The organism is Streptomyces sp. NPDC090798 (assembly GCF_044768965.1).
Classification (GTDB): domain Bacteria; phylum Actinomycetota; class Actinomycetes; order Streptomycetales; family Streptomycetaceae; genus Streptomyces.
Genome location: NZ_JBIVXA010000002.1, coordinates 76873 through 103051, shown reverse-complemented (window position 1 = coordinate 103051; position 26179 = coordinate 76873). Strand labels below are relative to the sequence as shown.

At 70.9% G+C, this 26179-nt stretch carries 23 protein-coding genes; 13 read left to right on the top strand and 10 right to left on the bottom strand.

What is annotated here, in order from left to right; all coding sequences use genetic code 11:
* Positions 1 to 13 precede the first annotated feature (13 nt).
* The 6 genes from ACIQTP_RS04675 to rhaI all read right to left on the bottom strand — a co-directional run bounded on the left by ACIQTP_RS04675 (position 14) and on the right by rhaI (position 7823).
* Complete coding sequence (locus ACIQTP_RS04675; RefSeq protein WP_403396264.1) at positions 14 to 661, bottom strand: lactate utilization protein C; 648 nt, start codon at positions 659 to 661, stop codon at positions 14 to 16.
* Positions 658 to 2136: a LutB/LldF family L-lactate oxidation iron-sulfur protein gene (locus tag ACIQTP_RS04670; RefSeq protein ID WP_403396263.1), complete on the bottom strand. Its 1479-nt coding sequence runs from the start codon at positions 2134 to 2136 to the stop codon at positions 658 to 660. Before ACIQTP_RS04670 ends, ACIQTP_RS04675 begins: the two co-directional genes overlap by 4 nt.
* The gene (locus ACIQTP_RS04665; RefSeq protein WP_403396261.1) at positions 2133 to 2888 is read right to left on the bottom strand and encodes a (Fe-S)-binding protein; all 756 of its coding nucleotides are present in this window, start codon (positions 2886 to 2888) and stop codon (positions 2133 to 2135) included. The genes ACIQTP_RS04670 and ACIQTP_RS04665 overlap by 4 nt, the downstream gene beginning before the upstream one ends.
* 142 nt (positions 2889 to 3030) lie before the next feature.
* A complete protein-coding gene (locus ACIQTP_RS04660) occupies positions 3031 to 4479 on the bottom strand; it encodes a rhamnulokinase family protein (protein WP_403396259.1) in 1449 nt (482 codons plus the stop codon).
* Entirely contained in the window at positions 4476 to 6515 is a 2040-nt protein-coding gene (locus ACIQTP_RS04655; RefSeq protein WP_403396257.1) for a bifunctional aldolase/short-chain dehydrogenase, read from the bottom strand. Before ACIQTP_RS04655 ends, ACIQTP_RS04660 begins: the two co-directional genes overlap by 4 nt.
* A 147-nt stretch (positions 6516 to 6662) precedes the next feature.
* Positions 6663 to 7823, bottom strand: coding sequence for an L-rhamnose isomerase (gene rhaI / locus ACIQTP_RS04650; RefSeq protein ID WP_403396255.1), 1161 nt, complete (start codon positions 7821 to 7823; stop codon positions 6663 to 6665).
* Between the two features lie 329 nt (positions 7824 to 8152).
* Here rhaI and ACIQTP_RS04645 point away from each other — a divergent pair, with 329 nt between their 5' ends.
* The 11 genes from ACIQTP_RS04645 (at position 8153) to ACIQTP_RS04595 (ending at position 19446) form a co-directional block, all read left to right on the top strand.
* Complete coding sequence (locus tag ACIQTP_RS04645) at positions 8153 to 9670, top strand: sugar ABC transporter ATP-binding protein (protein ID WP_403396253.1); 1518 nt, start codon at positions 8153 to 8155, stop codon at positions 9668 to 9670.
* On the top strand, positions 9667 to 9873 hold the full coding sequence (locus ACIQTP_RS04640) for a hypothetical protein (protein WP_403396251.1): 207 nt from the start codon (positions 9667 to 9669) through the stop codon (positions 9871 to 9873). The genes ACIQTP_RS04645 and ACIQTP_RS04640 overlap by 4 nt, the downstream gene beginning before the upstream one ends.
* Complete coding sequence (locus ACIQTP_RS04635) at positions 9870 to 10910, top strand: ABC transporter permease (protein ID WP_168498844.1); 1041 nt, start codon at positions 9870 to 9872, stop codon at positions 10908 to 10910. The genes ACIQTP_RS04640 and ACIQTP_RS04635 overlap by 4 nt, the downstream gene beginning before the upstream one ends.
* Positions 10903 to 11883 (top strand): ABC transporter permease, encoded by a 981-nt coding sequence (locus ACIQTP_RS04630; protein ID WP_403396249.1) that lies wholly within the window; start codon positions 10903 to 10905, stop codon positions 11881 to 11883. Before ACIQTP_RS04635 ends, ACIQTP_RS04630 begins: the two co-directional genes overlap by 8 nt.
* Before the next feature lie 101 nt (positions 11884 to 11984).
* Complete coding sequence (gene rhaS / locus ACIQTP_RS04625) at positions 11985 to 13067, top strand: rhamnose ABC transporter substrate-binding protein (protein ID WP_403396247.1); 1083 nt, start codon at positions 11985 to 11987, stop codon at positions 13065 to 13067.
* Positions 13068 to 13084: 17 nt separating this feature from the next.
* Entirely contained in the window at positions 13085 to 13405 is a 321-nt protein-coding gene (locus tag ACIQTP_RS04620; RefSeq protein ID WP_217569693.1) for an L-rhamnose mutarotase, read from the top strand.
* A gap of 73 nt (positions 13406 to 13478) precedes the next feature.
* Complete coding sequence (locus ACIQTP_RS04615) at positions 13479 to 14903, top strand: BNR repeat-containing protein (RefSeq protein WP_403396245.1); 1425 nt, start codon at positions 13479 to 13481, stop codon at positions 14901 to 14903.
* A 76-nt stretch (positions 14904 to 14979) separates the two neighbouring features.
* A complete protein-coding gene (locus ACIQTP_RS04610) occupies positions 14980 to 16005 on the top strand; it encodes a LacI family DNA-binding transcriptional regulator (RefSeq protein ID WP_403396243.1) in 1026 nt (341 codons plus the stop codon).
* Between the two features lie 134 nt (positions 16006 to 16139).
* Positions 16140 to 17441: an alpha/beta fold hydrolase gene (locus ACIQTP_RS04605; protein ID WP_403396241.1), complete on the top strand. Its 1302-nt coding sequence runs from the start codon at positions 16140 to 16142 to the stop codon at positions 17439 to 17441.
* 31 nt (positions 17442 to 17472) lie between these two features.
* A complete protein-coding gene (sigJ, locus tag ACIQTP_RS04600; protein WP_403396239.1) occupies positions 17473 to 18378 on the top strand; it encodes an RNA polymerase sigma factor SigJ in 906 nt (301 codons plus the stop codon).
* A 225-nt stretch (positions 18379 to 18603) separates the two neighbouring features.
* Entirely contained in the window at positions 18604 to 19446 is an 843-nt protein-coding gene (locus ACIQTP_RS04595) for a pentapeptide repeat-containing protein (RefSeq protein WP_403396237.1), read from the top strand.
* Here the strand turns inward: ACIQTP_RS04595 and ACIQTP_RS04590 are convergent.
* Positions 19414 to 20898 carry a cytochrome P450 gene (locus tag ACIQTP_RS04590; protein ID WP_403396235.1) on the bottom strand — a complete coding sequence of 495 codons (1485 nt, stop codon included), beginning with the start codon at positions 20896 to 20898 and terminating at the stop codon, positions 19414 to 19416. The two genes, ACIQTP_RS04595 and ACIQTP_RS04590, sit on opposite strands and share 33 nt — an antisense overlap.
* Before the next feature lie 122 nt (positions 20899 to 21020).
* Here ACIQTP_RS04590 and ACIQTP_RS04585 point away from each other — a divergent pair, with 122 nt between their 5' ends.
* Entirely contained in the window at positions 21021 to 21638 is a 618-nt protein-coding gene (locus ACIQTP_RS04585) for a TetR/AcrR family transcriptional regulator (protein ID WP_403396232.1), read from the top strand.
* A gap of 98 nt (positions 21639 to 21736) precedes the next feature.
* Positions 21737 to 22462 carry a DUF2470 domain-containing protein gene (locus ACIQTP_RS04580; RefSeq protein WP_403397249.1) on the top strand — a complete coding sequence of 242 codons (726 nt, stop codon included), beginning with the start codon at positions 21737 to 21739 and terminating at the stop codon, positions 22460 to 22462.
* Here ACIQTP_RS04580 and ACIQTP_RS04575 read toward each other — a convergent pair.
* The 3 genes from ACIQTP_RS04575 to ACIQTP_RS04565 form a co-directional block, all read right to left on the bottom strand.
* Entirely contained in the window at positions 22430 to 23659 is a 1230-nt protein-coding gene (locus ACIQTP_RS04575; RefSeq protein ID WP_403396231.1) for a beta-propeller fold lactonase family protein, read from the bottom strand. The two genes, ACIQTP_RS04580 and ACIQTP_RS04575, sit on opposite strands and share 33 nt — an antisense overlap.
* A gap of 137 nt (positions 23660 to 23796) precedes the next feature.
* Positions 23797 to 24837: a hypothetical protein gene (locus ACIQTP_RS04570; RefSeq protein ID WP_403396229.1), complete on the bottom strand. Its 1041-nt coding sequence runs from the start codon at positions 24835 to 24837 to the stop codon at positions 23797 to 23799.
* A 50-nt stretch (positions 24838 to 24887) separates the two neighbouring features.
* Complete coding sequence (locus ACIQTP_RS04565; RefSeq protein ID WP_403396226.1) at positions 24888 to 26159, bottom strand: aromatic acid exporter family protein; 1272 nt, start codon at positions 26157 to 26159, stop codon at positions 24888 to 24890.
* Positions 26160 to 26179: the final 20 nt, after the last annotated feature.

The following is a 26179-nucleotide window of genomic DNA, read 5'->3' as shown; positions in this document are numbered from 1 at the left end:
CTAACCGCGCAGGTCACTCCCCGCTCACCAGCACCACTTCCAGGGTGCGCGGGCCGTGCACCCCCTCGACCCGGTCGAGCTCGATGTCGCTGGTCGCCGACGGGCCGGAGATCCAGGTCAGCGGGCGGGCCGGATCGAGCCGCTCCAGGGCCTGGGGGACGGAGGAGACGACCTGGTCGGGGACGCGGACGACACAGATGTGGTGATCGGGGACCAGTGTGATGCGACGGCGTCCCTGGTCCGGGCCGCCGTCCAGGACGAGGGTGCCGGTCTCGGCGATCGCGAGCGCGCACGCGGTCACGACGCTGTCGACGCGGTCCAGCTCGCCCGAGGTGTCCTCGGCCCGGTCCGGGACGCGCGTCACCTCCGACGCCGCCAGCCATTCCGTGTCCAGGCCCGCCGGTAGGACCACCGACGTCGAACCGTGCCCGGCGAGCAGCCCGGCGATGGTGGCGGCCAGCCCGTCGGCCGCGCAGCGGTGCACCAGCGCACGGTAGTCGGCGAGGTTCTCCGCCAGCAGATCCACCGTCTCCTCGACGCTCCGCCCCCCGTGCTCGCGCAGATACCCCCGCTCAATGGCCTGCTCGTACGGAGTGTCGTCCCGCGGTACGTCGGCGAGCGCGCGCCGCACCCGCCCCAGGATCAGATCCCTGCTGCTCACTTGTCCGTGTCCTTTCCGCCGTGCGTGCGCTGCCACCAGTCACGGAACGGCTCCGCGGGGACCGTCGGCAGATCCCGGGTGCTGCTCCACGCCTTGCCGGGGCCGGGCAGCGAGCGTGGATGGAAGCGGCGCGTCCGGGAGGCGAGCCGCTGGCCGGTGCGCAGGGCGCCGGGGTGGCTGAACGCCCAGCGTGCCGCCCGCATCGCGGCCCGCTCGGCGGCGTGCCCCTTGGCGGGCTTGAGGACGACCTTGTTGCCCTCCCGCGTCACCTGACCGCCCTCGGCGATCCGTTCGCGCAGGTGGACGAGGACTTCCGGGATGTCGATGGCGACCGGGCAGACCTCGTAGCAGGCGCCGCAGAGCGAGGAGGCGTACGGGAGTGAGGCGTCGATCTCGCTTGCGGTGCCCCGGAGTTGGGGGCTGAGGATCGCGCCGATCGGGCCGGGGTAGACCGACCCGTAGGCGTGGCCGCCGGCGCGCTCGTAGACCGGGCAGACGTTGAGACACGCCGAGCAGCGGATGCAGCGCAGGGCCTGGCGGCCGACCTCGTCGGCGAGGGTGTCGGTGCGGCCGTTGTCGATGAGGACCAGGTGGAAGGTCTGGGGGCCGTCCTCCTCCGTGGTGCCCGTCCACATCGAGGTGTAGGGGTTCATGCGCTCGGCGGTCGAGGAGCGGGGGAGGGTCTGGAGGAAGACCTCCAGGTCCTGCCAGGTCGGCACGATCTTCTCGATGCCGACGACCGAGATCAGCGTCTCGGGGAGGGTCAGGCACATCCGGCCGTTGCCCTCGGACTCCACGACCATGAGGGTGCCGGTCTCGGCGACCATGAAGTTGGCGCCGGAGATGCCGACCTTGGCGCGCAGGAACTTCTCGCGCAGGTGCAGCCGGGCGGCTTCGGCCAGTTCGGCGGGCGTGTCGGTGAGGCCTTCCGGCGCCGGGCGGCCCCACTCGCCCATCTCGCGCGCGAAGATGTCACGGATCTCGCCGCGGTTGCGGTGGATGGCCGGGACGAGGATGTGGGAGGGCCGGTCCTTGCCCAACTGCACGATGAGTTCGGCGAGATCGGTCTCGTAGGCGTGGATGCCCTCGACCTCCAGGGCTTCGTTGAGGCCGATCTCCTGCGTGGCCATCGACTTGACCTTGACGACCTCGCTCTCCCCGGTCATCTTCACCAGGTCGGCGACGATCCGGTTGGCCTCGTCGGCGTCGGCGGCCCAGTGCACGATGCCCCCGGCCGCGGTGACCGACTCCTCCAACTGCACCAGGTAGCGGTCGAGATGACGGAGCGTGTGGTCCTTGATCTGCTTGCCGGCCTCGCGCAGGGCGGCCCAGTCGTCGAGTTCGGCGACGGCGACCGCCCGCTTGGCGCGGATCGTGTGGGTGGCGTGACGCAGATTGCCGCGCAGGGTCGGGTTGTTGACCGCGTCGTGCGCCGCCTTGGGAAACGCGGGCATGCCGACGAAGGTGCCACTCATGCGCTCGGCTCCTCTTCCGTACCGGCCAGGATCTCCGCGATGTGCACGGGCCGCATCCGCGTCCCCAGCCGGGACATCGTGCCGCCGATGTGCATCAGACAGGAGTTGTCGGCGGCGCACAGCACCTCCGCGCCCGTCGACTCGGCGTGGTGCACCTTGTCGGCGCCCATCGCGGCCGAGACATCGGGGTTCTTGACGGCGAACGTGCCGCCGAAGCCGCAGCACTCGTCCGCGCCGGGCAGCTCGCGCAGTTCGAGCCCCTTGACGGCCTGGAGGAGCCGGCGCGGCCGGTCGCCGAGCCCGAGACTGCGCAGCCCGTGACAGGTGGGGTGGTAGGTGACGGTGTGCGGGTAGTACGCGCCGACGTCCGTCACGCCGAGCACATCCACCAGGAACTCGGTGAGTTCGTACGTCTTCGGCACGACCGGGGCGAGGGTGGCCGCGAGGGCGTCCCCGCGGCGCTCCGCCCGCGCCCGCTCACCCATCCGCGGATACAGCTCCCGCACCATCGCGCCGCACGACGCGGAGGGCGTCACGATCGCCTCGTACTCACCGAAGACATCGGAGAACTGCCGGGCCAGTGGCTCGGCCTCATGCCGGTACCCAGTGTTGTAGTGGGCCTGCCCGCAGCAGGTCTGCGCCATCGGGAAGTCGACCTCGACGCCCAGCCTGGTCAGTAGTTTCACCACAGCGCGGCCGGTGTCCGGATAGAGCGTGTCGTTGACACAGGTCAGGAACAGGGCGACACGCATCGCGGCTCCTTGGGATCGATCATCGGATGAGTGCAGGGTACGCGGAGGGCGAGCGGCAGGGGAGCCCCCGCTCATGGACACGGGCGAGTCCCCCTCGCGGACGGGGTGAAATGCCCCCGTCACGGCGGGCGCGAGTTCCCGTTCACCGGCGGGCGAGCCGGTCCTCCGCGGCGCGCCAGGCCGCCGCGTCGCCCCGGGGCTCGTACCGCCGCAAGGGCTGCGTACGGGCGAGGAGTCGCCGCATCGACGTACGGTCGCCGACCAGACCGTGTGCGCGGGCCTGTACGAGGACGTTGCCGAGCGCGGCGGCCTCCGCCGGGCCGGCCACGACCGGCAGTCCGCAGGCGTCGGCCGTCAGCCGGCACAGGAGCTCGTTGCGGGTGCCGCCGCCGACGATGTGGACGACGTCGACCGGGTGGTCGGCGAGAGCCTCGGCCGCTCGGATCGCCCTGCGATGGGCGAGCGCGAGGGAGTCGAGAATGCAACGGGTGATCTCGGCGCGTGACTCGGGCACGGGCTGTCCCGACTCCCGGCAGGCGTCGGTGATCCGGTCCGGCATCCGGCCGGGGGCCAGGAACGCGGCGTCGCCCGCGTCCACCACCGAGCGCAGCGCGGGCACCTCCGCGGCGGCCCGCAGCAGCTCACCCAGGTCGGGCTGCCCCCATTCCCGTACACACTCCTGGAGCAGCCACAGCCCCATGATGTTCCGCAGATAGCGGACCGTGCCGTCCAGGCCCAGTTCGTTGGTGAAGTTGGCCGCGCGGCTCGCCTCGGTGAGGACCGGCCGCTCCAGCTCCAGGCCCGCGAGGGACCAGGTGCCGGTGCAGATGTACGCGAACCGCTCACCCGCCGCCGGCACGGCGGCGACCGCGGACGCGGTGTCGTGCGAGCCGACGGTCGTCACCGGGACCGGGCCCCTGAGCCCGGTCTCCTCCAGGACCCGCGGGAGCAGCAGACCGGCCGGGTCGCCCGGCTGCCGCAGCGGCGCGAACAGCTTGAGGTCGATGCCGAGCCGGTCCGCGAGGTCGTGGGACCAGTCACGGGTGCGCGGGTCGATCAGCTGGGTGGTCGAGGCGTTGGTGATCTCCGTGCCCGCCTCGCCCGTGAGCCAGTGGGCCAGCAGATCCGGAACGAGCAACAGCCGCTCGGCGGCGGCGAGTTGAGCCGTCGAGCGGGCCGCCGTGAGCTGGTAAAGGGTGTTGAAGGGCGCGTACTGGATCCCGGTCGCCGCGTACAGCTCGGCGGCGGGCACGGTGGCCCACACCTTCTCCGCGACACCCTCGGTGCGGGCGTCGCGGTAGTGCACCGGGTTGCCGAGCAGCGCGCCGTCGGCGTCCAGCAGCCCGTAGTCCACGGCCCAGCTGTCGATGCCGACGGAGTCGACCTGCCCGGCCGCGCGCAGCCCGTCGAGCACCCCCGCGTACAGCGAGAGAATGTCCCAGCGCAGCCCCTCGGGAACCCGCACCGGCCGGTTCGGGAAGCGGTGCGCCTCCGTCAGCTCCAGCCTCTCGGGACCGACGCGGCCGACCATGACGCGCCCGCTGGACGCGCCGAGGTCGACCGCGGCGAAGCTCTTCACGTCCTCGCTCATCGCAGGAATGCCGCCGCGACACCCGCGTCGACCGGGACGTGCAGACCGGTGGTGTGGGTCAGGTCCCCGCCCGTCAGGGCGAACACGGCGTTCGCCACGTGCTCGGGCAGCACCTCGCGCTTGAGGATGGTCCGCTGGGCGTAGAACTCGCCGAGCTTCTCCTCCTCGATGCCGTACGTCGCCGCGCGCTGCGCGCCCCAGCCGCCCGCGAAGATGCCTGAGCCGCGCACGACCCCGTCGGGGTTGACGCCGTTCACCCGGATGCCGTGCTCACCCAACTCGGCGGCAAGGAGCCGGACTTGATGCGCCTGGTCGGCCTTGGTCGCGGAGTACGCGATGTTGTTGGGACCGGCGAAGACCGAGTTCTTGGACGCGATGTAGACGACGTCACCGCCCAGCCCTTGCGTGATCATCACCCGCGCGGCCTCCCTCGACACGAGGAAGGAGCCACGGGCCATGATGTCGTGCTGGAGGTCCCAGTCCTTCGCGGTGGTCTCGAGCAGCGGCTTGGAGATGGAGATACCGGCGTTGTTCACCACCAGGTCGACGCCGCCGAAGGCGAGCACCGCCGCCTTGAAGGCCTCCGCGATCTGCTCCTCGGAGGTCACGTCGACAGTGACGGCGACGGCCTTGTCGGGCCCGCCCAGCGAGGAGGCGACCTCGGCGGCGTTCTCCGCGTTGAGATCGGCGATCACCACGCACGCGCCCTCCGCGACGAGCCGCTCGGCGATCGCCCTGCCGATCCCGCTGCCCGCCCCCGTCACCAGCGCCACCCGGGTGGCGAGCGGCTTCGGCTTCGGCATCCGCCGGAGCTTGGCCTCCTCCAGTGCCCAGTACTCGATGCGGAACTTCTCCGACTCCTCGATCGGCGCGTACGCCGAGACCGCCTCGGCGCCCCGCATCACGTTGATCGCGTTGACGTAGAACTCGCCGGCCACGCGTGCGGTCTGCTTGTCCTTGCCGAAGGAGAACATGCCGACACCGGGGATCAGCACGATCGCCGGGTCCGCGCCGCGCATCGCGGGAGAGTCGGCGTCGGCGTGCCGCTGGTAGTAGGCCGCGTACTCCTCGCGGTACTCGCCGTGCAGCTCCTTCAGCCGCGCGATCGCCGCGTCCAGTTCCACGGTCGGCGGCAGATCGAGGACGAGCGGCCGGACCTTGGTCCGCAGGAAGTGGTCGGGGCAGGAGGTGCCGAGCGCGGCGAGGCGCGGGTGCTCGGCGCTCGCGAGGAAGTCGAGGACGACGTCGGAGTCGGTGAAGTGGCCCACCTGCGGCTTGTCCTGCGAGGCGAGGGCCCGGACGTACGGCGCCAGCGCCGCGGCCCGCTCCCGGCGCAGGGAGGCATCCAGGGCCGCGTACCCCTCGACGACGGGCCCGAAGGGCTCCGCCTTGCCACGCTCGACGAGGAACGCCTCGGCGGTGCGGATGATGTGCAGCGAGTTCCGCTCGCACTCCTGAGCCGTCTCGCCCCATGCCGTGATGCCGTGCCCGCCCAGGACGCAGCCGATCGCCCGCGGGTTGGCCTCCTTGACCGCCGCGATGTCCAGACCCAGCTGGAAGCCCGGCCGGCGCCATGGCACCCACACCACACTGTCGCCGAAACACTCGGCGGTCAGCTTCTCGCCGTCCGCCGCGCAGGCCAGCGCGATCCCGGAGTCGGGGTGCAGATGGTCGACGTGGGCCGCGTCCACCAGCCCGTGCATCGCCGTGTCGATGGACGGGGCCGCGCCGCCCTTGCCGTGCAGGCAGTAGTCGAACGCGGCGACCATCTCGTCCTCGCGCTCCACCCCCGGGTAGACCTCCGTCATCGCCCGCAGCCGGTCAAGGCGCAGCACGGCGAGCCCCGACTCGGTCAGGGTGCCCAGATCCCCACCCGACCCCTTCACCCACATCAGCTCGACATCACCGCCGGTCACAGGGTCGGTGTCGGTGCCCTTCGCGGAGGCATTGCCGCCCGCGTAGTTGGTATTACGAGGATCAGCACCGAGCCGGTGCGACCGAGCCAACAGAGCGGCAGCTTCGGGATGGGATGCCATGTTCCTAGTCCTTAAAGAAAAGAAAGAAGGGTGAGATGTGAAGCACCTGCGGTGAAGCGCCCCAAAGGGGCGCGGGGAACTGCGCGACCAGCCCCACACGGCCCGCAGCCTGCAACGGTCCGTACAAGGCAGACGCGACTCAGCCGCTCACGCCCCCCACCCCGCCTGCTGCCCACCCACCCGCTCCGCCGCGATCTTCTCCCCCCACCCGGATCGGCGATACGCCGAGACGGGATCCGCGTCCAGCCCCAGCTCCTCACGCACCTCACCCAGCAACGGCCGCACATCGGTGTTGTACGCGTCCATGATCACCGCGTTGGCCCCGAGCACATCCCCGGTACGCTGCGCGTCGGCCAGCGCCGCACCGTCCACGAGCAGCGCCTTCGCCGTCGCCTCCTGCACGTTCATCACGGAACGAATGATCGCCGGGATCTTCGCCTCGATGTTGTGGCACTGGTCGAGCATGAAGGCGACGTCCGGAGTGAAGCCACCGCCCCGGATCACCTCGTACATGATCCGGAACAGCTGGAAGGGATCGGCCGCACCCACCATCAGGTCGTCGTCGGCGTAGAACCGCGAGTTGAAGTCGAACGCGCCGAGCTTCCCCTCGCGCAACAGCGTCGCGACGATGAACTCGATGTTGGTGCCGGGCGCGTGGTGCCCGGTGTCGACGACGACCTGCGCCTTGGGGCCGAGCTTGAGGCAGTGCGCGTACGCCGTGCCCCAGTCCGGGACGTCCGTCATATAGAAGGCGGGCTCGAAGAACTTGTACTCCAGCAGCATCCGCTGGTCGTCCCCGAGCCGCTCGTAGACCTCGGCCAGGCCCTCGGCCAGCCGGTCCTGGCGCTCACGGATGTCGTCCTGACCGGGATAGTTCGTACCGTCGGCGAACCAGAGCTTCAGGTCCTTCGAGCCCGTCGCGTCCATGATGTCGACGCACTCGAGGAGGTGATCGAGGGCCTTCCGGCGGACGGCGGCGTCCGGGTGGCAGATGGAGCCGAGCCTGTAGTCGTCGTCCTGGAAGGTGTTGGAGTTGATCGCGCCCAGCTTCAGGCCGCGCTCCTGCGCGTACTTCGCCAGCGCCCCATAGTCGTCGACCTTGTCCCAGGGGATGTGCAGCGCGACGGTCGGCGCGGTCCCCGTGAAGGCGTGCACCTGGGCGGCGTCGTCCAGTTTCTCGCGCGGATTGCGCGGGACTCCAGGCTGTGCGAACACCTTGAAGCGGGTTCCCGAGTTCCCGTACGCCCACGAGGGCGTCTCTACTGCCTGGGTCTTGAGGGCGGTCTTCACCGCGGCAAGCTCGGTCACTTCGGCGCTCCTGTGACTTCGGGTGTGGCTTCGGTTTCGAACGACTTGTGGAGCCGGGTCCGAACTGCACTTCTGCCTGATCGGAACAGCTCTTCCGCCTGAAACGATCTGAAACGATTCAGAACGCCGAAGCTATGAGCCCTCCGAGGGCGTGTCAACCCCCTGGGCGAAGTCCGCCGTCCGTGACTCGGTTGTGACCTTCGGCTATCGAAAATTTCGACCCGAACCCATTGACGTGACCTGGGCTACCTGCCTAACGTCCCGGCAACCTAGTTGAAACCTTTCACGGCGTCGTGAGGCCTCTCCGCCCGCGTCGTTGAGGAGCTCACATGACCCACCGGTCCGACGCGGGTCCGGCCCCCGTACTGGCGCTGGAGGACATTTCCAAGTCCTTCGGCGCGGTACGCGCCCTGCGGGACGTGTCCCTGGAACTGTTTCCCGGCGAGGTGCACGCTCTCGCCGGTGAGAACGGCGCGGGCAAGTCGACCCTCATCAAGACGCTCGCCGGCGTGCACCGACCGGACGCCGGCCGGGTGCTGCTGGACGGCGAGCCCACCGTCTTCCACGGTCCCGCCGACGCCCGCGACGCGGGCATCGCGGTGATCTATCAGGAGCCCACCCTCTTCCCCGACCTGTCGATCGCGGAGAACATCTTCATGGGCCGCCAGCCCCGGCGCGCCCTCGGCCGTATCGACCACAAGGCCACCCACGAGGCGACCGCCGCCCTGATGAAGCGACTCGGTGTCGAACTCGACCCCGACCGCCCGGCGCGCGGCCTGTCCATCGCCGACCAGCAGATCGTCGAGATCGCCAAGGCGCTCTCCTTCGACGCCCGCGTCCTGATCATGGACGAGCCGACCGCCGCCCTCACCGGCAGCGAGGTGGGCCGCCTCTTCGGCGTCGTGCGCACCCTGCGCGAGCAGGGCGCGGCGGTGCTGTTCATCTCGCACCGCCTGGAGGAGATCTTCCAGATCTGCCGGCGGGTCACGACCCTGCGCGACGGCGCCTGGATCGCCAGCGAGCCGATCGAGGGCATGACCGAGGACGACCTCGTACGCCGGATGGTCGGCCGCGACCTCGACGAGCTCTATCCCAAGCAGGACGTCGAGGCGGGCGAAGTCGCCCTGAGCGTGCGCCGGCTGACCCGCGAGGGCGTCTTCACCGACGTCTCCTTCGACGTGCGGCGCGGCGAGATCGTCGGTCTCGCCGGACTCGTCGGCGCCGGGCGTACGGAGGTCGCCAGGGCCGTCTTCGGCGTCGACCGCTGGGACGCCGGAGAGGTCGAGGTCGACGGGAAGTCACTGACGAACGGGGCGCCCTCCACGGCCATGGCCGCGGGGCTCGCCCTCGTCCCCGAGGACCGGCGCGCCCAGGGCCTGGTGATGGACATGTCCATCGAGCGCAACATCGGGCTCACCGGGCTGCGTACGACCGTGAAGGCGGGGCTGGTGGACCGCGGCGCCGAGCGCAGCCGCTCCCTCGACTGGGCGGTCAAGCTCCAGGTGAAGTACGCCCGGATCGCCGACACGGTCAACACGCTCTCGGGCGGCAACCAGCAGAAGGTCGTCCTCGCCAAGTGGCTCGCCACCGGCCCCAAGGTACTGATCGTCGACGAGCCCACCCGGGGCATCGACGTGGGCACGAAGGCCGAAGTGCACCGGCTGCTCTCCGAGTTGGCGGCCGACGGGGTGGCCGTCCTGATGATCTCCTCCGACCTGCCCGAGATCCTCGGCATGGCCGACCGCGTGCTGGTGATGCACGAGGGCCGGCTCACCGCCGAGATACCCCGCTCCGAAGCCACCGAGGAGACCGTGATGGCAGCCGCCACGGGGAGGGTTGCCGCGTGACAGCCACCAGGCGCGCCACCCTCGGCGCGGCACCGGCGGCACCGGCGGCACCGGCGGCACCGGCGGCACCGGCGGCACCGGCGGCGACCGGGGTGGGCGGCCGCGTGAGCGACGCGCGCGCGGCCGCCGGGCTGCAGACGAACACCATGCCCGCACCTCTGCGCCGCGCGGGCGGAGAAGCGAACGAAAGGAGGACGGCATGACGGTGACCGCACCCAATCCCGCGCCCGCCGCCGAGGTGCCCAAGTCGAGTGGCACCCGGCTGGTGGACCGTGTCTTCAAGATGCGTGAACTCGCCATCCTGGTCGTCTTCCTGGTGATGATCGCCATCACCCAGATGGGCAACAGCGAGTTCCTGTCCGAACAGGGCATCAAGGACCTGCTGTTGAACGCGACGATCCTGGTGCTGGTCGCCACCGGTCAGTCGCTGGTCGTGATCACCCGTAACGTCGACCTGTCGGTCGGCTCCACCCTCGGCATCAGTGCCTTCGCCGCCGGCACCTATCTGCACGGCGGCGGAAACCCCGTCGTCGCGGTCCTGCTGGCCGTCCTGCTCGGCATCGGCTGCGGACTGGTCAACGGGCTGCTGGTCAGCCTCGGCCAGGTGCCCGCGCTGGTCGTCACCCTCGGCACGCTCTACATCATCCGCGGTGTCGACTCCATCTGGGTCGGCTCCCGCCAGATCACCGCGGCCGACCTCCCCGGCGGCTTCGTCGACTTCGGCTCCGGCGGCATCTCCGCGGTCCCGTACCTCGCCCTGATCGCGCTGGCGGTCCTGCTGGTCACCGCGTACTACCTCAAGCACTTCGGCAGCGGCCGCGAGCTGTACGCGCTGGGCTCCAACCCGGAGGCCGCCAGGCTCGCCGGCATCCCCGTCCGCAAGCGGATCCTCACCGCGTACGTCGTGTGCGGCGGCCTCGCCGGACTCGCGGGCGCCCTGTACCTCGCCCGGTTCGGCAACGTCGACTCCGGCACCGGCACCGGCTACGAACTCACCGTCGTCAGCGCGGTCGTGGTCGGCGGTGTCGTCTTCACCGGCGGCTCCGGCAGCGTCTACGGCGCCGCGCTCGGCGCGCTGCTGCTGACCTCCATCAACAGTGTGCTGCCCGCCCTCGGCGTCAGCTCCGTCTGGGTGCTCGCCATCAACGGCATCCTGCTCATCCTCGCCATCGCGGTCGACCGGATCGTCGCGCTGCGCGTGGCCTCCGCACTGAAGAAGAGGAACGCCCGCCATGGCTGACTCGTCCCTCGCGCGCGCCGTCCGCTGGGACACGGTCGTCGGCGCCCTCCTCATCGTCCTGCTGCTGTTCTCCTTCGGCTTCGTCGACGGGTTCGGCAACTCGCTCAACCTGTCGTTCCTGATCGGCAACACGCTGCCCATCGCGCTGATCGCGCTGCCGATGACCCTGCTCGTGGTGGCCGGGGAGATCGACCTCTCCGTCGCCTCCACGGCCGGACTGTCCGGCTCCGTGATGGGCGCCCTGTGGAACCAGGGCATGACGATCGAGACGATCATCCCGCTGTGCCTGCTCCTCGGAGTGGTGTGCGGACTGGTCAACGGCCTGCTGGTGACCCGGCTCGGACTGCCCTCCCTCGCCGTCACCATCGGCACGCTCGCCGCCTACCGGGGCATCGCGCAGATCGTGCTCGGCTCGGACGCGGTGACCGACTTCCCCACCCAGTACCAGGACTTCGCGGCCGGGCGCATCGGGAACACCTTCATCCCGCAGGCCCTCCTGCCCTTCCTCGTCCTCCTCGCGATCGCCGTGGTGGTACTGCACGCCACCCCGTTCGGGCGCTCGGCCTTCGCGGTCGGCGCCAACGAGGAGGCCGCCCGGTTCGCCGGCATCCGCGTCAAGCGGCAGAAGCTGATCCTCTTCGTCGCCACCGGCTTCATGGCCTCGCTCACCGGCATCTTCTGGGCCCTGCACTACGCCAGCGCCCGTTACGACAACGCCAACGGCCTCGAACTCTCCGTCGTCGCCGCCGTCCTGCTCGGCGGCATCGACTTCGACGGTGGCAAGGGCACGTTGGGGGGTGCGATCGCGGGTGTCTTCCTGCTCGGGGCGCTGCAGAACGTGATGAGTCTGCTGAATGTTTCCGCACAGTCGCAGATCGTCGTCACCGGCGTTCTGCTCGTTGTCTCTGTGCTTGGCCCTCGGGTTGCTCAGCAAGTCGCTGTCGCAAGGGCCGCGGCTCGCTCCACTGGATAGGTCGTTTTGCGTCTGCGGGACCCGATGTGGCTGGTCGCGCAGTTCCCCCCCGCCCCTGAAGGGGCGCTCTCGCTCACCCTCGTATCAAAGGACCCCATGCCATGCGCAAGTCATCCCTCCGTCGTGCCTGCGCGGCCCTCGCCGCCGTCACGTCTCTCACCCTCGCCGCGACCGCCTGCGGCGGCACCACCAAGAACGACGTGAAGAGCGGGGGCGGTTCGGCCGCCGCGACCGGCAAGGCCGACCCGAACGCGGCCATCAAGAAGGGCCTCACGGTCGGCTTCCTGCCCAAGGCGGTCAACAACCCGTACTTCACCTCGGCGGACAAGGGCGGCGAGAAGGCGCTGACGGAGCTGGGCTCCAAGTACAAGGAGGTCGGCCCCAGCAGCGCCACCGACACCTCCGGCCAGGTGAGCTACGTCAACACGCTCACCCAGCAGCAGGTCAACGCGATGGCCGTGTCCGCACAGGACCCGGGCGCCCTGTGCACGGCGCTCAAGCAGGCCATGAGCAACAAGATCAAGGTCGTCACCTACGACTCCGACACCAACCCCGAGTGCCGCAACGCCTTCGTCTCGCAGGCCAGTGGCGAGGACCTGGGCCGCACCGAGGTCCAGCTGCTCGCCGAGCAGATCGGCTACAAGGGTGAGATAGCGATCCTGTCCGCCGCGCAGACCGCGACCAACCAGAACGCCTGGATCCAGTTCATGAAGGAGGAGCTGAAGGACCCGAAGTACAAGGACATCAAGCTGGTCAAGGTCGCCTACGGCAACGACGACGCCCAGCAGTCCTTCCAGCAGACCCAGGGTCTCCTCCAGGAGCACCCGAACCTCAAGGGGATCATCTCCCCGACCACGGTCGGCATCAAGGCCGCGGCCCAGTACCTGTCCGGCTCCAAGTACAAGGGCAAGGTCAAGCTGACCGGCCTCGGCACCCCCAACGACATGCGCAAGTACGTCAAGAACGGCACCGTCGACGCCTTCGAGCTGTGGGACCCGGCGAAGCTCGGCGAGCTCGCCGCGCGTACGGCCGTGGCGCTCGCCTCGGGGCAGATCACCGGCGCCGAGGGTGAGACCTTCAAGGCCGGTGACATGGGCTCGTTCACCATCGGCAAGGACGGCGTGATCAACCTGGGCAAGCCGACCGTCTTCAACGCCAAGAACATCGACCAGTTCAACTTCTAGGATCCGGGGGTCGCTTGATGCGGCGTGTGTGCTTTCTGCTGAAGGTCCGTGCGGACCGCCTCGACGAGTACCGCGAGCGGCACGCCGCCGTGTGGCCCGAGATGCTCGACGCGCTCTCGGCCACCGGCTGGCACAACTACTCGCTCTTCCTGCGCGAGGACGGCCTGCTGGTCGGCTACCTGGAGACCGAGGACTTCGCGGCCGCGCAGGCCGGCATGGAAGCCACCGACATCAATGCCCGTTGGCAGGCGGAGATGGCGCCGTTCTTCGAATCGCTGGACGGCGCCAGACCCGACGAGGCCATGAAGCCCCTCACCGAGGTCTTCCACCTCGCCTGACACCCGCTGAGACCCTCTGACACCCGCTGACACCCGCTGACACCCGCGCGAAGCCCTACCCAGGAGTCCGGACATGAAGAGACGCACCCTGCTGGCCACCGCCCTGGTGACCGGTGTGGCAGGCCCCGGAATCGGCGCCGGTACGGCACGCGCGGCGGACTCCGGCCCCTCGGTCACCCTCACCGGCAGCACCCAACTGGACTCCCAGGCGCTGTACTTCGTGTCCTACGACGGCCTGGTCAACAACAACTCGTTCCAGAAGAACGGTCTGTTGACCTACAAGGGGTACCAGTACGCCGTCTGGTACACCACCGACCGCAGCGCGGTCGTCGCCCGCCGGGCGCTCGGCGCGTCCAGCTGGTCGACACTGACCCTCGCCCATCGGCTCAAGAGCTCCGACTCGCACAACGTGATCTCCATGGGCGTGTCGAGGACCGACGGCCGGCTGCACCTCAACATGGACTCCCACAGCGACGGCTTCTTCTACGTGAAGTCGGCGGCCGGGCTGCTCGACAACCCCGCCGCCACCGGCTGGACCTCCGCGGTCTTCGGAGCCGTACAGACCTCGCTGGACGGCCTCGCGCTCACCACGCAGTTCACCTACCCCCAGTTCATCTCCACGCCCGACGGCAAGCTCCAGCTGAGTTACCGCGTGGGCATCTCCGGAAACGGGCGCAACGCCCTCGCGGAGTACGACGGCTCGTCCTGGACCGCTCTCGGGGAGTGGTCCGCCTCGACCGGCACGTACACCAGCGAGCACGGCTCCAGCACCGCCCGCAACATGTATCTGCATGGCATCGACTACGACGTCAACGGACGCCTGCACTCCTTCTTCACCTGGCGCGAGCAGAACGCCGCCGTGATGTGCAACAGCGGCGGCATCACCAACCACGACACCGGCTACGTCCACTCGACCGACGGCGGCCGCACCTGGCGCAACGACGCGGGCACCGTCGTCGCCACCACGGGCGGTTCCGACACGGTGGCCGTCACCGACGCCGGACTCGTCGTCGACGCGCTCAACCCCGATCACTCCCTGATGAACCAGGAGAGCCAGGCCACCGACTCCACCGGCCTGCCGCACGCGATCATCAGCTATGTGCCCGGGCGCTTCGGCCAGTGCACCACCAACTACGTCACCGACCGGACGAACAACGGCCGCGCGTTCCACCTCCGCAAGAACGCCTCGGGCAGCTGGACCAAGACCGAGATCCCGATCGCCCTCGGCTCGAGCCAGCGCACGAAGCTGATCCTGGACAAGTACGACAACGCCTACGCGATCATGCCCTTCGGCCGGATCGCGGGCGCCTCGAAGTCCTCCGGGTACACGGACTGGAAGCTCCTGTACGACGGCAGCGGCCTCAACGCCTTCGGTGAGGTGGTGGTCGACGAGACCCGCGTCTCACAGGACGGGACGCTGTCGGTCATGTACCAGGAGAAGTCCAGCGGGACCACGCCCTCGGCGCTCCATGTCGTCGACTTCCGGCTGCCCGCATGACCAGCGAAGTCGGCGGACTCGCGGGTAATGTGAAGGCCCGCCCGCCGCTTCTCGTCCCCCTGGAGGTTCCTGCCTGATGGCACAGTCGGTGGGTATCAAGGACGTCGCCCGCGCCGCCGGAGTCTCCGTGGGCACGGTCTCGAACGTCATCAACCGCCCGGACAGCGTCGCCTCCGAGACCCGGGCCCGTGTCCAGTCGGCGATAGACCGGCTCGGCTACGTCCGCAGCGAGTCCGCGCGCCAGCTGCGGGCCGGACGCAGCCGGATCATGGGCCTGCTCGTCCTCGACATGGGCAACCCCTTCTTCGTGGACGTGGCCCGCGGCGCCGAGCGCGCCGCGCGGGACGCCGGGCTCGGCGTGATGGTCTGCAACAGCGCGCAGAGCGCCAGCGAGGAGGCCGACTATCTGTCGCTCTTCGCCGAGCAGCGGGTACGCGGCGTGCTGCTGACGCCCGCCGACGCGACCGGGCGCAACATCGCGACGTTCCGCCGCAACGGCATCCCCTTCGTGCTGGTCGACCGGGTCGCCGAGGGCACCACCGAGTGTTCTGTCTCGGTCGACGACGTGGCGGGCGGCGCGCTGGCCGTACGGCATCTCGTCGACGCGGGCCATCGATCGATCGCGTACGTCAGTGGCCCGCCCGGCCTCAACCAGGTCAGGGACCGCCGCGTGGGCGCCCTGAACGCGCTGGCCGAGGCCGGCCTCCCGGCCACCGCGATGCGGGAGCTGCCCACCCAGCGCCTCGACGTGGCCGCGGGCCGCGACGCGGGCGCCCGGCTGCTGGGCCTCGCCGACCGCCCGACCGCCGTCTTCTGCGCCAACGACCTGCTCGCGCTCGGCGTCCTGCAGGCCATGTACGCGGCGGGCGTCGGCGTCCCCGACGACCTCGCGATCGTCGGCTATGACGACATCGAGTTCGCCGCCGCCGCGGCCGTCCCGCTCACCTCCGTACGGCAGCCCGCCATGACCATGGGTGCCCTCGCCGCCGAACTGCTGCTGGAGGAGACGGAGGCCGAGACGGCACCCACACCGCACGAGCACCGGCGCGTGGTGCTCCAGCCGGAGCTGGTCGTGCGCCGCTCCAGCCTGTCGGCGCGCTGACCCGCGGCACGGTCCGCGCGCCTGGCCTGCTGAGCGACCATTCAGTACGACTTTCTTGATCCCCGGTCTCGGCCGGTCGGGGATCATGTGCTCAACTGGGACGCAGCCTGGATCCGTACGTCTCGGGAGCCCTGTTGACCGTCAGCTACCGCCAGCCCGGTGTCGTCCTCACCGACCACCGTCTCACCGTGCCCCTCGACCACGACGACCCGGCGGGGGAGAGCATCGAACTGTTCGCCCGCGAGGTCGTCGCGAGCGACAAGGCGCATCAGGACCTCCCCTGGATGGTCTACCTCCAAGGCGGCCCCGGTTTCGGCGCCAACCGCTTCGTCGGCAAGCAGGCCTGGCTCGGCCGCGCGCTGAAGGAGTTCCGGGTGCTGCTGCTCGACCAGCGCGGCACCGGCCACTCCACGCCCGCCAATCGCCAGACGCTGCCGCTGCGCGGCGGCCCCGCCGCGCAGGCCGACTACCTCGCGCACTTCCGCGCCGACTCCATCGTCCGCGACTGCGAGGCCATCCGCCCCGGGCTCACCGGCGGCGACCCCTGGACCGTACTCGGCCAGAGCTTCGGCGGCTTCTGCATCGTGCACTACCTCTCGACCGCCCCCGAAGGGCTGCGGGCGGCCCTCATCACCGGCGGCCTGCCCTCCCTCGACGCGCACGCGGACGACGTCTACCGGGCCGCGTACCCCCGTATCGAACGCAAGGTCGCGGCACACTACGCGCGATACCCCCAGGACATCCAGCGGGCCCGGCAGATCGCCGAACACCTCCTCCGCCACGAGATCGTCCTGAGCAACGGCTACCGCCTGACCGTCGAGGCCTTCCAGTCCCTCGGCATCCTCCTCGGCGGTGGCGAGGGCAGCCACCGTCTGCACTACCTCCTGGAGGAGGCCTTCGTCCGCACCCCGCAGGGCCCGGCCCTCTCCGACGCCTTCCAGGAGGAGGTACAGGGCCTCCTCTCGTACGCCGGCCACCCCCTGTACGCGCTCGTCCACGAGGCCTGCTACGCCCAGGACGACCGGCCGACCGCCTGGTCCGCCGAGCGGGTGCGCGCCGAGTTCCCGCAGTTCGACGCGGCGAAGGCCCTCGCGGACGACGGACCGCTGCTGTTCACCGGTGAGTCCGTGCACCCCTGGGTGTTCGACAGCGACCCGGCGCTGCGTCCCCTGCGCGAGACCGCCGAGGAACTCGCCGCGCGCACCGACTGGCGGCCGCTGTACGACCCCGCCCGCCTCGCCGCCAACGAGGTGCCGGTGGCCGCGGCGGTCTACCACGACGACATGTACGTCGACCCGGAGCACTCCCTGCGCACGGCCCGTGCCATCGGTGGTCTGCGGACCTGGGTGACCGACGAGTTCGAGCACGACGGTGTACGGGCCGGGGGCTCGCGCGTCCTGGACCGGTTGCTGGCGCTGACGCGCGACGAGGTCTGAGCGGGCGCCGTTCGGGGGAGAGGGCAACGCGATGGACGACGACGACGAACTCCTCGAACACCTGGCGGACCGGTTCCAGGAGCACCGCGGTCGTCTGCGGGCGGTGGCCTACCGGATGCTCGGCTCGCTGAGTGAGGCGGACGACGCGGTCCAGGAGGTGTGGCTGAAGCTCGGCCGCACGGACGTCGGCGAGATCAGGAATCTCGCGGGCTGGCTGACCACGGTGGTCGGCCGGGTCTGTCTGGACATGCTGCGTTCGCGTGCCGCGCGCCGCGAGGAGCCGCTGGACACCTATGTCCCCGACCCGCTGGTCAGCCCCCTGGAGCGGATCGACCCCGAGCAGCAGGTGCTGCTCGCCGACTCGGTGGGACTGGCCCTGCTGGTGGTCCTGGAGACACTGGAACCCGCCGAGCGCCTCGCGTTCGTCCTGCACGACATGTTCGCGGTGCCCTTCGACGACATCGCGACCGTCGTGGGCCGCTCGTCGGCCGCGACGCGGCAGCTGGCGAGTCGGGCGCGGCGGCGGGTACGGGGCGCTGCCGCGCCGGAGCCCGAGCTCGATCCCGCCCGGCAGAAACTGGTCCTCGACGCCTTCCTCGCGGCCTCGCGCGCCGGGGACTTCGAGGCGCTGGTGTCCGTCCTCCATCCCGATGTCGTGCTCCGCGTCGACGCCGGTGTGCTCGTCGGCGGGGCGGCTGCGTCCAAGGTGGTCCACGGCGCGACCGGCGTCGCCCAACAGGCGCTCGTCTTCCGCCAGTTCGCCGAGTTCTCCCGGCTCGCGCTGGTCAACGGGACGATCGGCGTCGTCACGGCCCCCGAAGGCCGTCCCCTGTCCGTCCTGGGCGTCACCATCACCGACGGCCGCATCGTCGAGATGTACATCCTCGCCGACCCCGCCCGCCTGTCCTACCTGGCCCTCCCCGGCCTGGCGGGCTGACCCCGGTTTCCTCGCCCCCGCCGCCCCTACCCGTCCCATCCCCACGTGGTGGCTCCGCCCCCAAACCCCCGATCGGCCTGAACGGCCTCGTCCTCAAACGCCGGACGGGCTGAAAAGAGGCGCGCCAGCGCTCTCAAGGGGCGCGGGGAAGCCCGCAGCCCAAGACCCCCCGGGGGCGAGGGAACCCCTCACCGAGGGCGCCTGCCGCCTCAGTACGCTGGTGACATGCGAGAAGACAGCGTGACGGCAGTCGATGACCGGCTCCTTGAGTTGCGGGCCGACTGCGGTCGGTGTTTCGGGTTGTGCTGTGTCGCCCTGCCCTTCACCCGCTCGGCGGACTTCGCGATCGACAAGGACGCCGGAAAGCCCTGCCAGAACCTGCGGACGGACTCCCGGTGCGGAATCCACACGCAGCTGAGGGAGAAGGGGTTCAACGGGTGCACGGTGTACGACTGTTTCGGCGCCGGCCAGCACGTCTCCCAGGTCACCTTCGCCGGCCAGGACTGGCGCACAGGCCCGCGGGAACGAGCCCGCCAGATGTTCGACGTGTTCCCGGTCGTCCGCCAGCTCCACGAACTGCTCTGGTACCTGAACGAGGCCCTGACCCTCCCGCCGGCCCGCCCGATCCACGCCCACCTCCGCCGAGCCCTCGCGGAGACGGAGCGACTGACGAACCAATCCCCGGAGGAACTCGGGGCGTTGGACGTGAACGCGCACCGGCAGCAGGTCAACACCCTCCTGCTGCGGACCAGCGAACTCGTGCGCGCGGGAGTCGGCCGCGGCAAGAAGAAGGAGCGGCGCGGCGCCGACCTCATGGGCGCCCGCCTCAAGGGCGCCGACCTGCGGGGTGCCAACCTGCGCGGCGCCTACCTCATCGCCGCCGACCTCACCGGCGCCGATCTGCGCGGCGCGGACCTGATCGGCGCCGACTTCCGCGACACCGATCTCACGGACGCGGATCTGACCGACGCGTTCTTCCTGACCCAGCCCCAGCTGAACGCGGCCAGGGGCAGTGCCGGGACGAGGCTGCCGCGGTCAGTCACCCGCCCGGGCCACTGGACGCGGTGACACCGGGGCCGGCACGGGTGTCCGGTCACCGAGGCGCAGCCGCAGCCCCTCCGGCATCAGCGTCAGCCGCTCGGCGACCCGCAGCCGGTAGTCCGGTTCGGGCCGCAGCTCATAGCGGCGCAGCAGCAGCCCCAGGACGAGCGTCGCCTCGTGCAGCGCGAACTGCCGGCCGATGCAGGCCCGCGCCCCGGTGCCGAACGGCTTGAAGGTGTGGGCGGCTCGGGACCGTACGGCCCCTGGGTCGAAGCGATCCGGGTCGAATTCCTCGGCGTCCGCGCCCCACACCTCCGGGTTGCGGTGCAGCAGTGCCGTCAGGACCAGGGTCCAGGCACCCGTCCGCATCGGGTGGACCCCGCCCAGCACGGTGTCCTCGCGGGCCTCGCGCGCGAAGGCGGGCGCCGTCGGCCACAGTCGTAGCGACTCGTCGAGGACCCGGCGGACGTACCGCAACTTGGCGACCTGGTCGTAGGCGGGCAGGGGAGTGTCGCCCCAGACCCGGTCCACCTCGGCCCGGGCGCGGGCGGCGACGTCCGGGTGCTGGGCGAGGTAGTGCAGGGCGAAGGAGAGCGCGCCCGAGGTCGTCTCGTGGCCGGCGATCAGGAAGGTGATCACCTGGCGGCGGATGTTCTCGGGCGTCAGCCGTTCCCCCGTGTCCGGGTGGGCGGTCTCCAGCATCCGGTCGAGCAGGTCCCCCTCGCCGGAGGAGTGCTGACGGGCGGCCACGACGGCGTCGACGGTCCGGTTGAGGTACGCCATGTGCGCCTCGTTGCGGCGGGTGGCCCCGCGCAGCAGGACCGGGGCCAGCGGCGCGGGGAGCGTGTTGAGGCGCTGCGCGTAGGTCAGGGTGCCGACCATCGCGGTGACGAAGGGGTGCGGCCTGGAGCGCTCGAAGGAGCCGAAGTCGTGGCCGAAGCCGGTGCGGGCGATCGTCTCCAGCGTCAGTTTCGTCATGTCGCCGGGTACGTCCACCGCCCGGCCCGCCGCGCGTTCCCCGTCCCAGCGGTCCATCAGCCGCTCGGTCACGGCGAGCATCATCGGGTGGTAGCCCTCCATCGCCTCACGGCTGAAGCCCGGGGCGAGGACGTCGTGGGCCAGCTGCCAGTTCGGTTCGTGGTTGTACGCCGTGAACAGACCGTCCCCGGCGACCGGCCGGAGGTTGGCGACCCCGAGGCCGACGTGCTTGGCGAACCGTGTCTCGTCCGCCAGCTCGGCCGCGAGCTCGGCGCCCCACACGAAGACGATCTCCTTGCCGAAGCCCTTGCGCCGGAAGATCGGCCCGAGCCTGCGCCCGAATCGCATCGAGTCCTGCAGCGGAGAGCGGACGTTCGCGCCGATCACATCCCCGACGAGGGGGAGCCGGTAGGGCGGCCGGGGGATGCGGTGCAGCTCGGGCCAGCCCAGCTCCGCGCTCCGGAACCCCTTGGGCAGCACGGCCCCTGTCGTCTCCGCCATGACGCGATCTCCCTAGTGCCTGCGGCACGTCGACGCTGCTGCCCTGACCATGTTGTACGCGGGTTCAATAGCGGTTTTCAGTGTGATCCCGTTGTTGAACCGACGTCAAGTAAGGTGCGGCCATGATGGGCGAACAGGGGGAGCGAGGCGAACGGACGCGCCGTCGGCTCAGTACCGGGGAGCGCAGGGAGCAACTGCTGTCCGTCGGGGCGCGGCTGTTCTCGGAGAGCCCGTACGACGAGGTGTGGATCGAGCAGGTCGCCGAGATCGCCGGGGTCTCGCGCGGGCTCCTTTACCACTACTTCCCCACCAAAAGGGACTTCTTCGCGGCTGTCGTGGAGCGCGAGAGCGAGCGGATGCTGCGGCTGACGGCCGCGGTGCCTGGCATTCCCGTCCGCGAGCAGCTGAGCGCCGGACTCGACACGTTCCTGGCGTACGTCGAGGCCCACGCGCACGGCTTCCGCGCCTTCCACCGCGCCGACGCGGCCGGTGACCAGGCCGTGCGCAGGGTCTATCAGCGGGCGCTGGCCGCGCAGGAGCAGCAGATCCTGGCGGCGCTCGACGCGGACCCCGACGTCCCCGGGGGGATCGAGGACCAGCCCGAGCTGCGGATCGCCGTCCGGGGCTGGCTCGCCTTCACCACGGCCGTGTGTCTGGAGTGGCTCAGGGGGGCGGAGCTGACCCGGGAGCAGCTGCGGGATCTGTGCGCACGGGCGCTTCTGGGTGCCATCGCGCTGTAACTCGTGCGAGGGATGAAGGTGCGGCGTGGTTGGCGTACACCCAGATCTCCGATAGGTTAGGCAAGGCTTACCTAAGGGAGGTTGGGATGGGTGACCGCATGGGTGACCGTCATACCTGGACGGCCGCGCCCGCCACGGCCGAGCGCGCCCGCTCGGTGCTCGCCGCGGCATGGTCCTGCGCGGTGACCGCGGAGGGTGGCGGGGAGGAACTGGTCGGCGCGCACACCGTCGCCGCGGACGGCCGTGTTCTCCTGCACGTGCCGGACGACAGCACGCTGACGGCCGCGGCGGTCTGTGCGCCGCGCGCAGAGCCCTCCGCCGTCCTGGAGTTCGCGGACGTCGCGCCCGTGCCGGTGCGCAACCGGATCCGCGCCCGGCTCTGGATGGGCGGCCGGTTCGTCCTGGCGGACGGGCATCTCGAGTTCCAGCCCTCGCGCGTGGTGCTGCGCGAGGCGTCCGGCGCGCGCGTGGTGGACCTCGACGAGTTCGCGGACGCCGTCCCCGACCCGCTCGCGACGGCCGAGGCGAGCCTGCTCACCCACCTGGCCGACGCGCACCCGGACGCCGTCGAGCGGCTGACCCGCCTCGTCGAGCCCGAGGGCCTGCACGGCGCGGTCCGCGTCCAGCCGCTCGCCGTCGACCGGCACGGACTGACGCTGCGGATCGAACGGGCGCGCGGCGACGGTGACGTACGCCTGTCCTTCCACTCGCCCGCCGACGACGTCTCGCAGCTCACCGAGCGGATGCATGTGCTGCTCACGCAGGCGAGCTCCGCAGCCTGCCCCCGCGCGCTACAGCGGCAGCGCACAGACGGCGACGGGTGAGGCGAAAGGCTCGCCCGCGAGACGTAGTTCACCGCTGGCGCCGTCGACGTGGAAGACGCTGACCGTGCTCGAACGCTGGTTCGCCGTGAACAGCAGCCGTTCGTCCGGTGAGAAGGCGAGCTGGCGCGGGAAGTCGCCGCCGACCGGCACGGTGTCCAGGAGCCTCAACCGGGCACCGGCCGCCTCGATCCCGTACCGCGTCAGGTTGTTGTGGCCGCGGTTGGCGAGGTACGCGTACGACCCGTTCGACGTCACCAGGATCTGCGCCGGGTAGTTCGTGCCCGTGCCCGTGCCGGCGGACTGCGGCTCGCCCGGGGTGAGCCGTCCGCTCGCCGGGTCGTACGCGCAGACCACGACCGTGTTGTCGACCTCGTTGGCGAGATAGGCGAAACGGCCGTCGGGGTGGAAGGTGAGATGGCGTGGCCCCGCGCCCGGCCGGGTGTGCGCCTGGGAGACCTCGGTGAGCGTTCCCTTCGACTGGTCCAGGCGGTAGGTGTAGACCGTGTCGGTGCCCAGGTCGACGGCGAGGACGTGCCCGCCGTCCGGGCTGGTCACGAACTGGTGCGCGTGCGGGCCGTCCTGGCCGGGGCCCGGTGCCGGACTGGAGTGTGTGACCAGGTCGGTGCGCTCGCCGAGTGCGCCCGAGGCGTCGACGGGGTGCACGGCCACGCTGCCCGAGGTGTAGTTGGCGCTCAGCAGCCACCGTCCGCTCGGATGCACGGAGAGGTGGCAGGGGCCCGCGCCGCCGGTGCTCCGGGTGCCCAGCACTTTGTTGTCGGCGAGCCGTACGGCCGTCACGGCGCCCTCCGGCCGCTCGTCGACGGCGTACAGCGTGTGGCCCTTCGGATGCGCGGCGAGGTACGACGGGTCGCCGATGCCGGTGAGCGTGCCGGTGGTCGTGACGGCGCCCGTCGCCGGGTCGTACGTGGCCAGGCCGATCCCCTTTCCGCCGCCCTCGACCGAGGTGTACGTGCCGAGGAACAGCCGGCGGACGCTGGGGGAGGACGAGGTGGGCCCGGGGGCCGAAGTGGCGGGGGAGCCCTCGGCGGGTGGGGTCGTGGTGGCCGCGGGGCGGGTGCGCGGCGCGGCCGGTGCCGGAACCGTCGTCACCGCGGTGATCCCCGCCAGCACCCCGACGAACCGGCGCCTGCCCCAGCCGCCGCCCGCGTCCCGCGCCGCATCCGCGCCACTGTTCATACCTGCACCTCGGGTGTCGGTTGCCTCGGTCGTCACAGCCACCTTGGCGTGCGACACCCGAGAAGTGCAAGAACGGCAACACTTGTTGCACCCTGCGCAACGATAGGCGGGGTTGCCCGACGACCGGGCGGAGCTGCCTACCAGTCGCCGTCCTCGACCGGCTTGCCCGGCGCGTCGCCCAGCTGCTTCACCTGGTGGGGCGAGGGCTCCTGCCAGGGCTCGTGGTCGTCGCCGAGCCACTCGCCGACCGGCCGCACCGAGCTCAGTGTGTCGGTGGGAGCGACGTCCTGGGCCGCGTCGTCGTAGTACTCGAACCAGGGCAGCCCCGCCTTGGTGTACGCCGCGCGGTCGACGGGGGACGGCGGGGGTGCCTCGCCGGTGATGCGGCGCCACTCGGGAGGTGTCACGAGATGCACGAACACCCGGCCGACCGGCTCCCTGGCCCAGGCGCCGGGCGAGCGCTCGTCCGCGTAGACCTCCTGGCGCATCGAGCCTCCCACGCCGAGTCCCATGGCCGGGGCGCTCCTCGCGCGGGCCGCCGAGGCCGGCGCGGCGGCCATGGCGGCGCCGGGAGCCGGCGGGGCGGCGCCGTAGGCGGACACGCTCTTCGCCGACCTCGTGCTCACGGACCGGCGGCGCTCCCCCTCACGCCACTTCGCGAGCTCCGCGTCATTGAGCCGGAAGGACCGCAGCTGGAGGCCGCCCCACACCTCCTCGCCGGTGACCTGGCCTTCGACCGTGGCGCCGAGCCCCAGCGGCACGGCCACGAACTGGCGGACCGTGCTCTTCCCGGAGTTGATGCCGTCGAGCCAGGGCTGGCGGGGGAGCGCGAGGTAGTTCTGCGGGTTCTGGGTGAGCAGGGAGCTCCACGGCCTGCCCGAGACGGCGCACACCTTGCCCACGCCGACCTGGAGCGCGGCCGGCTCCGTCGAGCCCGCGAAGCTCAGCCACATGGCCTCGCGCAGATACACCGGCAGCATCACACCGCCGCGCGCCCGCCACTCGGCGGGCACGGTGTCCGCGTGGTCCTCGACGCGGCGCACGGGGAACTCGCCGAGACCCGGTGGCAGTTCGTGCGTGCCCGTCTCGGGCAGCCGCAGCGTCCGCATGAACCGGACCCGCACCCGGCCCGGCAGGTGCAGTGTGTTCCCGTCGATCCGCACAGCGTCGTCGGCCATCCGTCCGCTCCCCACGTCGTCGCCCCGTCCCCGACACGGAACGGCTGTCCTCAGAGAGAACGACCGGAGACGGGGGGACGGTTCCGATCCGAGCGCGGCCGTCGCGGCCCGCGGGCCATCCGAAGACGCTGCCGCAGTCGGACGAGGTGGTGACGGCGCTCGCGCTCTTCGCGGGTGCCGCGGTCGAGTTCCTCCATGAGCCGCCGTGAGCGGTGCTCCGTGTCCAGCTCGTCCAGGATGCGGTTGACCTCGGTCAGGACGGCGCCGTGCAGCTGCCACTGCCGGGCGTCCCGCTGCACCTCGTCGAGCAGCAGCTGGGCCAGCTTGTCGCGGGTCGCCGTGGCGGTGGACAGCTCCGCGGCGAGCCGGGCCTCGGCCGACTCGGCGTTCTGACTGATGTCCGTGGTCACCAGCACCGCGAAACTCACCACGGCGTCGCCCACTTCGGACAGCAGCTGCTCCAGCGCCGCCCCCACCTGCGGCTCGAACAGCGGCTCGGGATCGCGCTCCTTGGCGAGGTCGGCGAGGGTGCGGGCGAGGACCCGCAGCACCACCGTGCAGATCTCCAGCGTGTCGAGGCCGGTGCGCAGCACGATCCGGTGCAGCAGGCCCTCCCGTACGCGCGGATTGAGTTTGAGGCTGTCCTCGGCCTGCCGGAGCGCCGCGTCCACCTGGACGATGTCGTGGTCCAGGCGGCGCGCCTCGTGCAGCCGGGCGGTGGCGTGCTCGACGGGGGTGCGGCCGGCCGCCTCCTCGCCCATGCGCAGCATCAACTGGCGTACCCGCCGCGCCAGATCCTCGATGGACTCGCCGGCCGCACCCACCCACACCGGGGGAGCGAAGAGCAGATTGCAGCCGAGTCCGACCACCGCGCCGATCAGGGTCTCCAGCACCCTGGCCCAGGCCGTGTCCCCGACCCGGGTCACGCCGAGCACGAGCATGGCGCTGATCGCCACCTCGGGCACGAACTCGCTGACCCGGACGAGATGGCCGACGGCCAGCGAGGCGAGGATGAGCAGCGCCAGACTCCACCACGTCAGACCCACGAGAACGCTGAAGGCGATGGCGACGACGACACCCGCCACCACGGAGTTCACCCGGCGGATGCCGGTGGTGAGGGTGGCGTAGAGAGTGACCTGCACGACCAGGAGCGCGGTGAGCGGGGCGGTGAGCGGCGCTGGCTCCGGACTGAGCCGCAGCGCGATCACGTACGCGACGGTCGCGGCCCCCGCCGACCGCACCGACTGGACGACCACGGGTTCCTGGTGCCACTTCCGGAACTGTGCGCCTGCCACGGCCCACGCACCACGTACGTCTCGCATCCTTGGCCTTTTCCCTTTTC

What these genes read in the sequence shown, in the direction of transcription:
- ACIQTP_RS04610 (WP_403396243.1), top strand. Translation starts at nt 14,980, where the DNA reads ATGGCACAGTCGGTGGGTATCAAGGACGTCGCCCGCGCCGCCGGAGTC.
- ACIQTP_RS04635 (WP_168498844.1), top strand. Translation starts at nt 9,870, where the DNA reads ATGACGGTGACCGCACCCAATCCCGCGCCCGCCGCCGAGGTGCCCAAG.
- ACIQTP_RS04615 (WP_403396245.1), top strand. Translation starts at nt 13,479, where the DNA reads ATGAAGAGACGCACCCTGCTGGCCACCGCCCTGGTGACCGGTGTGGCA.
- ACIQTP_RS04595 (WP_403396237.1), top strand. Translation starts at nt 18,604, where the DNA reads ATGCGAGAAGACAGCGTGACGGCAGTCGATGACCGGCTCCTTGAGTTG.
- ACIQTP_RS04590 (WP_403396235.1), bottom strand. Translation starts at nt 20,898, where the DNA reads ATGGCGGAGACGACAGGGGCCGTGCTGCCCAAGGGGTTCCGGAGCGCG.
- ACIQTP_RS04655 (WP_403396257.1), bottom strand. Translation starts at nt 6,515, where the DNA reads ATGGCATCCCATCCCGAAGCTGCCGCTCTGTTGGCTCGGTCGCACCGG.
- ACIQTP_RS04670 (WP_403396263.1), bottom strand. Translation starts at nt 2,136, where the DNA reads ATGAGTGGCACCTTCGTCGGCATGCCCGCGTTTCCCAAGGCGGCGCAC.
- sigJ (WP_403396239.1), top strand. Translation starts at nt 17,473, where the DNA reads ATGGACGACGACGACGAACTCCTCGAACACCTGGCGGACCGGTTCCAG.
- ACIQTP_RS04665 (WP_403396261.1), bottom strand. Translation starts at nt 2,888, where the DNA reads ATGCGTGTCGCCCTGTTCCTGACCTGTGTCAACGACACGCTCTATCCG.
- ACIQTP_RS04645 (WP_403396253.1), top strand. Translation starts at nt 8,153, where the DNA reads ATGACCCACCGGTCCGACGCGGGTCCGGCCCCCGTACTGGCGCTGGAG.
- ACIQTP_RS04570 (WP_403396229.1), bottom strand. Translation starts at nt 24,837, where the DNA reads ATGGCCGACGACGCTGTGCGGATCGACGGGAACACACTGCACCTGCCG.
- ACIQTP_RS04660 (WP_403396259.1), bottom strand. Translation starts at nt 4,479, where the DNA reads ATGAGCGAGGACGTGAAGAGCTTCGCCGCGGTCGACCTCGGCGCGTCC.
- ACIQTP_RS04565 (WP_403396226.1), bottom strand. Translation starts at nt 26,159, where the DNA reads ATGCGAGACGTACGTGGTGCGTGGGCCGTGGCAGGCGCACAGTTCCGG.
- ACIQTP_RS04585 (WP_403396232.1), top strand. Translation starts at nt 21,021, where the DNA reads ATGATGGGCGAACAGGGGGAGCGAGGCGAACGGACGCGCCGTCGGCTC.
- ACIQTP_RS04580 (WP_403397249.1), top strand. Translation starts at nt 21,737, where the DNA reads ATGGGTGACCGTCATACCTGGACGGCCGCGCCCGCCACGGCCGAGCGC.
- ACIQTP_RS04575 (WP_403396231.1), bottom strand. Translation starts at nt 23,659, where the DNA reads ATGAACAGTGGCGCGGATGCGGCGCGGGACGCGGGCGGCGGCTGGGGC.
- rhaS (WP_403396247.1), top strand. Translation starts at nt 11,985, where the DNA reads ATGCGCAAGTCATCCCTCCGTCGTGCCTGCGCGGCCCTCGCCGCCGTC.
- ACIQTP_RS04620 (WP_217569693.1), top strand. Translation starts at nt 13,085, where the DNA reads ATGCGGCGTGTGTGCTTTCTGCTGAAGGTCCGTGCGGACCGCCTCGAC.
- ACIQTP_RS04630 (WP_403396249.1), top strand. Translation starts at nt 10,903, where the DNA reads ATGGCTGACTCGTCCCTCGCGCGCGCCGTCCGCTGGGACACGGTCGTC.